At 71.9% G+C, this 11,961-nt stretch carries 10 protein-coding genes; 6 read left to right on the forward strand and 4 right to left on the reverse strand.

Annotated features, from left to right (window positions below):
* Window positions 1–184 precede the first annotated feature (184 nt).
* The 6 genes from ACFQE5_RS22765 to ACFQE5_RS22790 all read left to right on the forward strand — a co-directional run bounded on the left by ACFQE5_RS22765 (window position 185) and on the right by ACFQE5_RS22790 (window position 7,876).
* A complete protein-coding gene (locus tag ACFQE5_RS22765; protein WP_379587933.1) occupies window positions 185–670 on the forward strand; it encodes a formate dehydrogenase subunit gamma in 486 nt (161 codons plus the stop codon).
* A complete protein-coding gene (locus ACFQE5_RS22770) occupies window positions 667–2,247 on the forward strand; it encodes a formate dehydrogenase beta subunit (RefSeq protein WP_379587934.1) in 1,581 nt (526 codons plus the stop codon). Before ACFQE5_RS22765 ends, ACFQE5_RS22770 begins: the two co-directional genes overlap by 4 nt.
* On the forward strand, window positions 2,244–5,069 hold the full coding sequence (fdhF, locus tag ACFQE5_RS22775) for a formate dehydrogenase subunit alpha (protein WP_379587936.1): 2,826 nt from the start codon (window positions 2,244–2,246) through the stop codon (window positions 5,067–5,069). The genes ACFQE5_RS22770 and fdhF overlap by 4 nt, the downstream gene beginning before the upstream one ends.
* 2 nt (window positions 5,070–5,071) lie before the next feature.
* Window positions 5,072–5,302: a formate dehydrogenase subunit delta gene (locus tag ACFQE5_RS22780; RefSeq protein WP_379587938.1), complete on the forward strand. Its 231-nt coding sequence runs from the start codon at window positions 5,072–5,074 to the stop codon at window positions 5,300–5,302.
* Window positions 5,287–6,504, forward strand: coding sequence for a molybdopterin molybdotransferase MoeA (locus tag ACFQE5_RS22785; protein WP_379587939.1), 1,218 nt, complete (start codon window positions 5,287–5,289; stop codon window positions 6,502–6,504). Before ACFQE5_RS22780 ends, ACFQE5_RS22785 begins: the two co-directional genes overlap by 16 nt.
* Before the next feature lie 82 nt (window positions 6,505–6,586).
* On the forward strand, window positions 6,587–7,876 hold the full coding sequence (locus tag ACFQE5_RS22790) for an HNH endonuclease signature motif containing protein (RefSeq protein ID WP_379587940.1): 1,290 nt from the start codon (window positions 6,587–6,589) through the stop codon (window positions 7,874–7,876).
* 25 nt (window positions 7,877–7,901) lie between these two features.
* Here the strand turns inward: ACFQE5_RS22790 and ACFQE5_RS22795 are convergent, their stop codons facing one another.
* Genes ACFQE5_RS22795 through ACFQE5_RS22810 form a run of 4 tightly spaced genes read right to left on the reverse strand, consistent with a single transcriptional unit; the run spans window position 7,902 to window position 11,944 of the window.
* Window positions 7,902–8,870 (reverse strand): 2-hydroxyacid dehydrogenase, encoded by a 969-nt coding sequence (locus ACFQE5_RS22795; protein ID WP_379587942.1) that lies wholly within the window; start codon window positions 8,868–8,870, stop codon window positions 7,902–7,904.
* A 14-nt stretch (window positions 8,871–8,884) separates the two neighbouring features.
* Entirely contained in the window at window positions 8,885–9,790 is a 906-nt protein-coding gene (gene sucD, locus ACFQE5_RS22800; protein WP_379587944.1) for a succinate--CoA ligase subunit alpha, read from the reverse strand.
* Window positions 9,791–9,808: 18 nt separating this feature from the next.
* Window positions 9,809–10,984, reverse strand: coding sequence for a malate--CoA ligase subunit beta (locus ACFQE5_RS22805; RefSeq protein WP_379587945.1), 1,176 nt, complete (start codon window positions 10,982–10,984; stop codon window positions 9,809–9,811).
* Window positions 10,985–10,993: 9 nt separating this feature from the next.
* Window positions 10,994–11,944 carry an HpcH/HpaI aldolase/citrate lyase family protein gene (locus tag ACFQE5_RS22810; RefSeq protein ID WP_379587946.1) on the reverse strand — a complete coding sequence of 317 codons (951 nt, stop codon included), beginning with the start codon at window positions 11,942–11,944 and terminating at the stop codon, window positions 10,994–10,996.
* Between the last annotated feature and the right edge of the window lie 17 nt (window positions 11,945–11,961).

Raw genomic sequence — 11,961 nt, forward strand, 5'->3', positions numbered from 1 at the left:
ATTCGTGCTCATACCGCGGCCGCCGATGCGCGAAATGCGCGTCGGACCGCGTCGTCGCCAGGGCTTCCCACCATACTCCGGGCCACCGGAAATTGGGGAAGTGGCCCGGTGATAAGCGGCGTTAATGGGGGGATAATGAATTACACTTTGACCGCCCGGTGCCGGGATCGGCACCCTTATGGCCATGACAATCGAGGCTGGCGAGCGGGCTGTTTCGCGCGCTGAGCGCGTGCGCACCGTCGCGAGGGGCCTTTGTGATCAGCGTGGTGCGCTACTGCCCATCCTGCACGCGGTTCAGGCCGAGTTTGGCCATATCGATCAGGCGGATCTCCCCGTCCTCGCCGATGTCCTCAACCTTTCGGTGGCAGAGGTGCACGGGGTGGTCACCTTCTACAGCGACTTTCGTCATACCAGCCCCGGTCGGGTGCACCTGCGGGTCTGCCGGGCCGAGGCCTGCCAGGCGGTCGGCGCCGAGGCGCTCGCCGACCATGTCCGGGAGCGGCTGGGCGTCGGCTTCGGGGAGACCACCGCCGACGGCGCCGTGACCCTCGACCAGGTCTTCTGTCTCGGCAACTGCGCGCTCGGTCCCGCGGTGCAGGTCGGCGAGCGGCTGCACGGACGGGTGAGCCCGGCACGGTTCGACGCGCTCCTCGCGGAGGTGCACCAGTGAGCGAGCGGGCGAGCGGGTCCTCAGCGCGGCACGCGCCGCCGCGGGTGTACGTCCCCGGTGACTCGGCGGCCCGCTCGGTCGGCGCCGACCTGGTGGCCGAGCGGATCGCCGTGGTGACGGCCGCGGCCGGTCGGCCGGTGCAGGTGGTGCGCACCGGGTCGCGCGGAATGCTGTGGCTGGAGCCGCTGATCGAGGTGGAGACACCCCACGGCCGGGTCGGCTACGGCCCGGCCGCGCCCGAGGACGTCGACGGACTGGTGGCGGCGGGCCTGCCCGACGGTGCGCCGCACGACCTCGGTATCGGTCTCGTCGAGGACCTGCCGTGGATGCGTCGTCAGCAGCGGCTCACCTTCGCCAGGGTCGGGATCGTCGATCCCCGGTCGGCCGACGACCACCTCGCGCACGGTGGCACCGCCGGCCTCCGGGCCGCGCTGGCGATGAGCCCGGCCGAGGTCGTCGAACAGGTCGTCGAGTCCGGGCTGCGCGGCCGGGGCGGCGCCGGCTTTCCCACCGGCATCAAGTGGCGCACGGTGCTCGGCGCGCAGGCCGACCAGAAGTTCGTCTGCTGCAACGCCGACGAGGGCGACTCGGGGACGTTCGCCGACCGGATGCTGATGGAGGGGGACCCGTTCCTCCTGATCGAGGGTATGACGATCGCCGCGCACGCCGTGGGTGCCACCGAGGGCTATGTCTACATTCGCTCGGAGTACCCCGACGCCGTCGCGACCATGGCCGCCGCGATCGAGGCCGCCCGCCGGCGGGGCTGGCTGGGTGAGCGAATCCTCGGCTCGCCGCTGGCATTCGACCTGCACGTGCGGGTCGGAGCGGGCGCCTACATCTGCGGCGAGGAGACCTCGATGCTGGAGAGCCTCGAGGGTAAACGGGGCACGGTGCGACCCAAACCGCCGATCCCGGCGCTCGCGGGGCTCTTCGGCAAACCGACGATCGTCAACAATGTCCTGTCGCTGGCCACGGTGCCGACCATTCTCTCCGGCGGGGCGGGCGCCTACGCCGCGCTCGGCACGGGGCGCTCCCGCGGCACGAGCGTGTTCCAGCTCGGGGGCAACGTGCGCCGGGGCGGCATCGTCGAGACGGCATTCGGGATCACCCTCGGTGAGCTGGTGGAGTCCTTCGGCGACGGCACGGCGTCGGGGCGGCCGGTGCGGGCGGTACAGGTCGGCGGTCCGCTGGGGGCGTACCTGCCGGTCGAGCGGTTCGACCTGCCGATGGACTACGAGGCGTTCGCCGAGGCCGGGGCCATGCTCGGGCACGGCGGCGTCGTCGTCTTCGACGACACCGTGGACATGACCGCGATGGCGCGGTTCGCGATGGAGTTCTGCGCCGAGGAGTCCTGCGGAAAGTGCACGCCGTGCCGGGTCGGGGCGGTCCGAGGGGTGGAGACCATCGACCGGATCCGCCGCGGTGAGGACCGCGCCGCCAATCTCGAGTTGCTCGAGGACCTGTGTGAGGTCATGACCGAGGGCTCGCTCTGCGCGATGGGCGGGCTCACCCCGATGCCGGTGCGCAGCGCGCTGCGGCATTTCGCGAAGGACTTCGGAGTGGAGGCGGCCGGATGAGTCTGCTCAAGGAACCCGACTTCGGCACCCCGGCCCGCCCCGGCGAGGCGACGGTCGAGGTGACGATCGATGGGCTGGCCGTCGCGGTGCCGCCGGGGACGTCGGTGCTGCGGGCGGCCAAGCACGCCGGGATCGACATCCCCAAGCTGTGCGCCACCGACAGCCTCGAGGCATTCGGCTCCTGCCGGCTCTGCATCGTCGAGATCGACGGGGCGAAGGGCACCCCGGCCTCGTGCACCACGCCGGTCGCGCCCGGGATGGTCGTGCGCACCCAGACCGAGCGGGTGGCCAGGCTGCGCCGCGGCGTCATGGAGCTCTACATCTCCGACCATCCGCTGGACTGCCTGACCTGTTCGGCCAACGGCGACTGCGAGCTGCAGGACATGGCCGGCGTGACCGGGCTGCGCGAGGTGCGGTACGGCTCCGGCGTCGACGCGGGCGCGAACCACATGGACGCACCGCTCGACCTGTCCAACCCGTACTTCGCCTTCGACCCGGCCAAATGCATCGTCTGTTCGCGCTGCGTGCGGGCCTGCGACGAGGTGCAGGGGACGCTCGCGCTGACGATCGACGGCCGGGGCTTCGACTCGAAGGTCGCCGCGGGCGCCGGGGTTCCGTTCATGGAGTCCGACTGCGTGTCCTGCGGGGCGTGCGTGCAGGCCTGCCCGACGGCGACACTGCAGGAAAAGAGCGTCATCGAGCTGGGCATGCCCACCCGCACCGTGCTGACCACGTGCGCCTACTGCGGGGTCGGCTGCTCGTTCAAGGCCGAGCTGCGCGGTGACGAGCTGGTGCGGATGGTGCCCCACTCCGGCGGGGGCGCGAACGAGGGCCACTCCTGCGTCAAGGGCCGGTTCGCGTTCGGCTACGCGACCCACCCCGACCGGATGCTCAGCCCGATGGTGCGCGACTCGATCGCCGACGCCTGGCGCCAGGTGTCGTGGGACGAGGCGATCGCGTTCACCGCGCGCCGGCTGACCGACATCCAGATCGAGTACGGCACCGGCTCGATCGGTGCGATCACCTCCTCGCGCTGCACCAACGAGGAGGTCTACGTGGTCCAGAAGATGGTGCGGGCCGCGTTCGGCAACAACAATGTGGACACCTGCGCCCGGGTCTGCCACTCGCCGACCGGGTACGGGCTCAAACAGACCTTCGGCACCTCGGCCGGTACCCAGGACTTCCGCTCCATCGCCAAGGCCGACGTGATCATGGTGATCGGGGCGAACCCCACCGACGGCCACCCGGTGTTCGCGTCCCGGATGAAGCGGCGGCTGCGCCAGGGCGCCAAGCTCATCGTCGTCGATCCGCGCCGGATCGACCTTGTCCGCGCGCCGCATATCGAGGCCGCCCACCATCTGTCGCTGCGGCCGGGCACCAACGTCGCGGTGGTCAATGCGATGGCGCATGTGGCGGTCACCGAGGGGTTGGTGGATCGGGAGTTCATCGAGCGGCGCTGCGAGGGGTTCGCCGAATGGGAGGCCTTCATCGCCCAGCCCCAGCACAGCCCGGAGGCCGTCGAGGAGATCACCGGGGTGCCCGCCGACCAGTTGCGCGCCGCGGCCCGCCTCTACGCGACCGCGGGCAACGCCGCGATCTACTACGGGCTCGGCGTCACCGAGCACAGCCAGGGCTCGACCATGGTCATGGGCATGGCGAACCTCGCCATGGCCACCGGCAACATCGGCCGCGAGGGCGTCGGGATCAACCCGTTGCGCGGCCAGAACAATGTGCAGGGCTCCTGCGACATGGGCTCGTTCCCACACGAGCTGCCCGGCTACCGGCACGTCTCCGACGACGGCGTGCGCGAGGTCTACGAGAAGCTATGGGCCACCGAACTGCTCGACGAGCCGGGGCTGCGGCTGCCCAACATGTTCGACGCCGCCCTCGAGGGATCGTTTCGCGCGCTGTTCGTGCAGGGCGAGGACATCGCCCAGTCCGACCCGAACATCCAGCACGTGCACGCGGCGCTGGCGGCGATGGACCTGGTCGTGGTGCAGGACCTGTTCGTCAACGAGACCGCGAAGTTCGCTCACGTGTTCCTGCCCGGAACCTCGTTCCTGGAGAAGGACGGCACGTTCACCAATGCCGAGCGACGGATCAACCGGGTGCGCCCGGTGCGGCCGTCCCCGACCGGCAAGCAGGAATGGGAGATCGTCTGCGAGCTCGCGCAGGCCATGGGGTACCCCATGCGCTACGACGACGCCGCGCAGATCATGGACGAGATCGCGCTCACCACGCCGACGTTCGCCGGGGTGTCCTTCGCGCATCTCGACGAGGTCGGCAGCGTGCAGTGGCCGTGCACCGAGGCCGCCCCGAACGGCACGCCGATCATGCACGCCGACGGTTTCGTGCGGGGCAGGGGCCGGTTCATCGAGACCCCCTACGTCCCGACCACCGAGCGGACCACCCGGCGTTTCCCGCTCGTGCTCACCACCGGCCGGATCCTGTCCCAGTACAACGTCGGCGCCCAGACCCGGCGCACCGCCAACGTCGCCTGGCATCCCGAGGACCTGCTGGAACTGCACCCGCACGACGCCGAGGTGCGCGGCATCCGCGACGGCGACATGGTCAACCTCGCCAGCCGGGTCGGCAACACCACGCTGCGCGCACTGGTCTCCGACCGGATGCCGGTCGGGGTCTGCTACACGACGTTCCACCACCCCGTCACCGGGGCGAACGTCGTCACCACCGAGAACACCGACTGGGCGACCGGTTGTCCGGAGTACAAGGTCACCGCCGTGCAGGTGTCGTTGTCCATAACACCCCAGCGTTCGGCGGCCGACGAGGTGCGCCGGCCGATCTCGGTCGCGGGGAGCTGATCGTGGAGACGACATCGCAGGGCGTCCCACCGCACGTCCGACGGGTGAACGACATCGCGGCGCAGTTCCGCCACCGGGCTGCCGAGGAGGCCGCGTCCGAGGTGGCCGCGCACCTGCGGCTGTTCTGGGAACCGCGGATGCGCCGGGCGCTGCTCACGTCCGTCGCCGACGGTGCCGAGGGACTGGACCCGATCGCGGTCGCCGCGGCTGGGCTGCTGTGCATGCCGAACTGACCAGGCTGGAGTCCGCGCCGAAGGCGCCGGTCTCCTGGGACGCCGCTCGCGAGCGGGCCCATGCGGCGGCTGCGCCGGTATCGCCGCGACCGGTCCCGCTCGGCGACGCCCTCGGCGCGGTCCTTGCGATGCCGCTGGTCGCGGCCGTCGCGGTGCCTGCGGTGGATCGTTCGGCGATGGATGGGTACGCAGTCTGCGGCGATCCACCCTGGACCGTCGTCGGCCGGGTCGCTGCGGGCCTGCCCACTCCTGGCCCGCTCTCGGCCGGGCAGGCGTACGCCGTCGTGACCGGGGCCGCGTTGCCCGAGCGGACGACGGCGGTGCTGCGCGACGAGGACGCGACGCTGGCCGGGGACCGGCTGACCGGAACGGTGACCGCGGGCCGGCACATCCGCCGGGCCGGGGAGGAGTGTGGCCCCGGCGAGCCGGTCGTGCCCGCGGGCGCCGCGGTCGTACCCGCCGTCCTGGGGTTGGCCGCGGCGCTGGGCTGCGACGAGTTGTGCGTCCGGCCCGCGCCGCGCGTCGCGGCCATCGTGACCGGCGACGAACTCACCGACCACGGACCGCCCCGCGCCGAACGGGTCCGGGACGCGATCGGGCCGATGCTGCCCGGGCTGGTCGCCGCGGCCGGTGGGCGCTGCACCGGAGTCGTGCGGTTGCGGGACTCGCGTCCGCTGCTCGTCCACGCCCTGCGCACCGCCGAGGCCGAGGTGGTGCTCGTCTCCGGATCGTCGGCGGCCGGGCCCGCGGACCATCTGCGTGCGGCGCTGTCCGCGCTGGGCGCCGAGTTCGTCGTCGACGGCGTGGCCTGCCGGCCGGGCCATCCGCAGGCACTCGCCCGGCTGCCCGGCGGCGGTCTGGTCATCGGGTTACCGGGCAACCCGCTGGCCGCGCTCGCCGCGTTCCTCACCCTCGCCGTGCCGGTGCTGGCCGGCCTGCGCGGGGAGTCGATGCCCCGGCTGGGATGGGCGCGGGCATCGGACCTGGCGGTCCATCCGGACTGCACCCGGCTGGTTCCGGTGTCGGTCCGCGACGGCCTCGCGCGCGCCGTGGGCCACGCCGGGTCGGCGATGCTGCGGGGCGCCGCTGTCGCTGACGCGTTCGCCGTCGTCGCCCCGGGCACCGAGCCGTCCCGCGCGGATCCGGTGCGGCTGCTGCCGCTGACCCCCGAGGCTCAGCTGGTGCCGCTCGGCGCAGTGTGAGCGGTCGTTGAGCGGCGCTGGATGGCCGCTGACCTGCGGTGACCAACCTTCGATCGAACATCGGTTCGGATAGGCTGAGGGTGTGTCCGAGCAGCCGCTGCCCGCCGCGCACCGCCTCGCGGTGCAGGCGCTGGATGCGCTGGACGCCGCCGCCGGCCCCGGTTCCGGGGACGAGGAGCTGGTCTCGGTGCTGACGGTGTGCGAGGGCCTGGTCCGGCGGCTGGACCGGCTGGTCGTGAGCGCGGTGGCGGCGCTGTCCCGGCGCGGGGTGTTCGCCGAACGCGGCTACCGCTGCCCGGTGGCCGCGCTGGGGGATCTGCTGGGCTGGGAGCGGGCCGAGGCCCGCCGCCGGGTGCGCGCGGCCGAGCAGGTCTGCCCCCGGGTCGGGCTGGACGGCGCGCAGCTGCCCGCCCGGCTGCCGGCCACCGCCGCGGTCTTCACCGCCGGCCGCGCCACGCTGCGCCACGTCGAGGTGATCGCGACGATCCTGGCCAGCCCGGCGGCCGGTCGTCTGTCGCCGCCGGTGTGGGCCGGGGCGGAGCACGACCTGGCGGACAAGGCGACCCTCTACACCCCCGGCGAGCTGCACGCCTACGGCGCCCGGCTGGTCGAGCTGCTGGATCAGGACGGTCCCGAACCCGACGACGAGCCGCCCGCCCCGGTCAACGAGCTGCACCCGACCCGCCACCGCGACGGCAGCGGCGGCACCCTCAAGGGCCGCTTCGAGGACGCGGCGCTGTTCGATGCCATCGCCACCGTCCTCGACGCCACATCCGCGCCGCTGACCGCCGAGGACGACCGCACCACCGCGCAACGCCAGGCCGCGGCGCTGGCCGAGGTGTGCGGCTACGTGCTCGACCACGCCGACCGCGTGCTGCCCGAGGGCGGCGGGCACCGTCCGCACCTGAACGTCCTGATCCGGCTGGAGAACCTGGAATCCCGGGCCCGCGCGGCGGTGCTGGACCTCGGCGGGACCCTCACCCCACCCGAGCTGCGCCGGCTGGCCTGCGACGCCGCCGTCATCCCCATCGTGCTGAACGGGGCCGGGCAGCCGCTGGACGTGGGCCGCTCGACCCGCACCATCCCCGACGGGCTGCGCCGCGCCATCGCCGCCCGCGACGGCGGCTGCGCGTTCCCCGGCTGCGGACGCACCCCGTCCTGGTGCCAGATCCACCACATCCAGGCCTGGGAACACGGCGGCCCCACCGCACGGGACAACCTGGTCATGCTCTGCCGCACCCACCACCGGCTGATGCACCACCCCGGCTGGCTGGTGCGCCTGCGCGACGGGCTGCCCGAGTTCATCCCACCGACATGGATCGACCCCGACCAGACACCCCGGCGACGACCACTCCCCCACCTGATCAGCTAGAACGCCTCCACGGGCGACACCTGCGTCAGACCACCCGGCACGACGGTTCGCGGCCGGCCAGGAACGCCTCGAGATTGTCCAGTACGAGCATCCCCATGGCGGTGCGGGTCTCGATCGTGGCGCTGCCCAGATGAGGAAGCGCCACGACGTTGTCGAGTTCGAGCAGCCCGTCCGGAATCGTGGGCTCGCCCTCGAAGACGTCGAGACCGCAGCCCGCGATCGTGCCGGCCCGCAGCGCCTCGACCAGCGCCGCGTGGTCCACGATGTCGCCGCGCGCGGTGTTGATCAGAAACGCGGTCGGTTTCATCCGGGCCAGCCGGGCGGCGTCGATCAGGTGGGTGTTCTCGTCGCTGCCGGGCATGTGCAGGGACACCACGTCGGCCGCTTCGAGGACCTCCTCGATGGACGCGGCGCGCCGGGCGCCGGGGATGCCGTGCCCCTCGGCGTGCTCGGAGACGTCGTAGTAGACGACCGGCATGTCGAAGCCGAAGTGCGCCCGGCGGGCCACCGCGGTGCCGATCCGGCCCATCCCGATGATCCCGATGGTCTTGCCGGTGACGTCGGTGCCGAGCAGATGGGTCGGGCGCCAGCCGGTCCACGCGCCGGCCCGAACCTCCCGCTCCCCCTCGCCCGCCCGTCGCGCGGCCATGAGCAGCAGCGTCATGGCGGCATCGGCGGTCGCGGCGGTCAGCACCCCGGGGGTGTTGGTGACCACGATGCCCGCCTTGGCGGCCGCGACGGTGTCGATGTGGTTGAAGCCGACGCCGAAGTTGCCGAGGAAGCGGGTGCGCAGCTCGCCGTCGAACATCTCGGCGGGCAGCCGGTCGGTCACGGTCGGCAGCACCACGTCGGCCTCCAGCAGCGCCGCCCGCAGCCCGTCGAACCCCAGCGGGGCGTCCTCGACGTTGAGGCGCACCTCGGGATAGCGGCGCAGCAACTCCCGTTCGACGGGTTCCGGCCAACGGCGGGTGACGACGATGACGGGCTCGTCCACCGTTTCCTCCTCACTCATGCGGTGGCCGGCAGGCCACGCCGGGCCAGCACGTCGGCCACGGTCTGTCCGATGCTCGACGGGTTCGGGGCGATCGTGATGCCCGCCGCGGCGAGGATCTCGACCTTCTCCTGGGCCGACTCGCCCGAGGCCGAGACGATGGCGCCCGCGTGGCCCATCGTGCGCCCCTTCGGCGCCGAGAGGCCCGCGATGTAGCCGACCACCGGCTTGGTCATCTGCTGGCGGACGAACGTGGCCGCCTCGGCCTCCTGCGGGCCGCCGATCTCGCCGATCATGACCACGATGTCGGTGTCCGGGTCGTCCTCGAAGCGGGCGAGATGGTCGCGGAACGACGAGCCGTTCACCGGGTCGCCGCCGATTCCCACTGATGTGGACACCCCGATCCCGAGCGCGCTCAGCTGTGCCGCGGCCTCGTAGCCCAGCGTCCCGGAGCGTCCGATGATCCCGACCCGGCCGGGGAGGTAGATATGGCCCGGCATGATCCCGAGCAGGGACCTGCCGGGGGAGATGGTGCCGGCGCAGTTGGGGCCGGTGAGGACCATCCGCTCCGCCGCCTTGTACCGGCGCATATAGCGTTTCACGCGCATCATGTCCTGGCTGGGGATGCCGTCGGTGATGCAGACGCAGTAGCGGATGCCGGCGTCGGCGGCCTCCATGATGGAGTCGGCCGCGAACGGCGGTGGCACGAACACGATCGACGCCTGCGCGCCGGTGGCGCTCATCGCGTCCTTGACGGTGTCGAACACCGGCAGTCCCAGCCGGGTCTCGCCGCCCTTGCCCGGGGTGACGCCACCGACCACCCGCGTCCCGTAGTCGATCATCTCCGTGGTGTGGAACTGACCGATCCGCCCGGTGATGCCCTGCACGATCACCCGCGTCGTCTCGTTGATCAGGATCGCCATGCTGCGTCCTTCGTCTGGTCAGGCGGAAAGGGTCATGCCGAGCGCGCCGACCGATTTCACGGCGGCGTCGGCCAGGGTGTCCGCGGTGATGATCGGCAGGCCGGACTCGCGCAGGATGCGCCGGCCCTCCTCGACATTCGTTCCGGCGAGCCGCACGACGACCGGGATCGAGACGTCGAGTTCGGCGTATGCCGCGACGATGCCCTCGGCGACCCAGTCGCAGCGGTTGATGCCGGCGAAGATGTTCACCAGCATCACCTTCACCTGATCGTCGTTCAGCACCGCGCGGAACGCCTTGAGCACCCGCTCCGGCGAGGCGCCACCGCCGATGTCGAGGAAGTTGGCGGGCTCGCCGCCGGAGAGTTTGATCATGTCCATGGTGGCCATGGCCAGCCCGGCCCCGTTGATCATGCATCCGATGTCGCCGTCGAGCCCGACATAGGCCAGCCCGCGGTCGGCCGCGTGGCTCTCCCGGGGATCCTCCTGGCTGCGGTCGCGCAGCTCGGAGATCTCCTGGTGGCGGAACAACGCGTTGTCGTCGAAGGACATCTTGGCGTCCAACGCCACCAGCTCGCCGTCCTTGGTCAGCGCGAGCGGGTTGATCTCGAGCATCGTCGCATCGAGGTCGCGGAAGGCCCGGTAGGCCGCGTGGAAGAGCCGGGCCGCCGGGGCGATCAGCTCGGCGGGCAGGCCGAGTGAGAAGGCGATCTCGCGGGCCTGGAAGGCCAGGAAACCCACGGCGGGCTCGATCACGGTGCGCGCCACCGCCTCCGGGGCGCTCGCCGCGAGCTCCTCGATCTCCATCCCGCCCTCGGATGCGGTGATGATGATGATCTTCTCGGTCGCCCGGTCGAGGACGATTCCGACGTAGAGCTCGCGCGCGATGGCGATCGTCTCCTCCACGTACACGCGGTACACGGGCTTGCCGCGGGGCGCGGACTGCCGGGTCACCAGCCGCCTGCCGAACAGGTGGTTGGCGGCCTCCTGCACGTCGCGGTCGCCGTGGCACACGCTCACCCCGCCCGCCTCGCCGCGTCCGCCGGAGTGGACCTGCGCCTTGACCACCCAGGACGTCCCACCCAGCTCGGTGCAGCGGTAGGCGGCCTGTTCGGGGCTGTAGGCGAGACCGCCGCGCGGCACGGGCACCCCGAACCGCGCCAGGAGCTCCTTGGCCTGGTACTCGTGGATGTCCATGGGTTTCCCTCAGCCGCGCGCGGAACCCGCGGTGATCGCCTCGTCCATCGCGATCACGTTGCGCGCCATGCGTTCCGACGCCGCATCGATCATCTTGCCGTCGACCGAGGCCGCGCCCTTGCCCTGTGCCTCGGCCTCCCGCAACGCCTCGACGATGCGGCGCGCCCTGGCCACCTCCTCGGCGGGCGGGGTGAACACCCGGTTGGCGAGCTCGACCTGGCTCGGGTGGATCGCCCACTTGCCCGCGCAGCCGAGCGCCGCGGCCCGCCGGGCGCCGTCGAGGTAGCCATCGGGGTCGGAGAAGTCACCGAAGGGACCGTCGATCGGGCGCAGCCCGTAGGCCCGGCAGGCCACGGTCATCCGGGACAGCGCGAAATGCCACTGGTCGCCGGGGTAGTGCGGGTTGAGGCCGCCGATGCTGACCGTGCGGGCCCGGATGCTGGCGGCGTAGTCGGCCACGCCGAAGTGCAGCGCCTCCAGCCGGCCGCCACTCGCGGCGATCGCCTCGACGTTGGCCATCCCCAGTGCCGTCTCGATCAAGGCCTCGGTACCGACCCGGGTCGAGTAGCCGCGGGCGGTCTCGATCTGGGTGATCAGCGCCTCGACGAGGTACAGGTCGGCGGGCACACCGACCTTGGGCACCAGGATGGTGTGCAGCCGGTCGCCGGCCTGCTCCATCACGTCGACGACGTCGCGGTACATGTACTGCGTGTCGAGGCCGTTGATCCGCACCGACACCGTCTTACCCGCGGCGGCCCAGTCGATCTCGTTGAGCGCGACGATGACGTTCTTGCGGGCCTGCTCCTTCTCCGGCGGCGCGACGGCGTCCTCGAGGTCGAGGAAGATGTAGTCGGCGCCGCTGTGCACGGCCTTGTCGATGAAGTGCATGTTCGAGCCGGGCACGGCGAGCTCGCTGCGCTGCAGGCGAGGCCGGCGCGTCGGGTGCAGGGTGTGGCTCATCGATCGTCTCCCTTACG

This window comes from Pseudonocardia hispaniensis (assembly GCF_042658695.1).
Lineage (GTDB): Bacteria > Actinomycetota > Actinomycetes > Mycobacteriales > Pseudonocardiaceae > Pseudonocardia > Pseudonocardia hispaniensis.

Bases quoted from the DNA above. Each gene is read 5' to 3' on its own strand.
- ACFQE5_RS22765 (WP_379587933.1), top strand. From the start codon at position 185: ATGACAATCGAGGCTGGCGAGCGGGCTGTTTCGCGCGCTGAGCGCGTG.
- fdhF (WP_379587936.1), top strand. From the start codon at position 2,244: ATGAGTCTGCTCAAGGAACCCGACTTCGGCACCCCGGCCCGCCCCGGC.
- sucD (WP_379587944.1), bottom strand. From the start codon at position 9,790: ATGGCGATCCTGATCAACGAGACGACGCGGGTGATCGTGCAGGGCATC.
- ACFQE5_RS22805 (WP_379587945.1), bottom strand. From the start codon at position 10,984: ATGGACATCCACGAGTACCAGGCCAAGGAGCTCCTGGCGCGGTTCGGG.
- ACFQE5_RS22810 (WP_379587946.1), bottom strand. From the start codon at position 11,944: ATGAGCCACACCCTGCACCCGACGCGCCGGCCTCGCCTGCAGCGCAGC.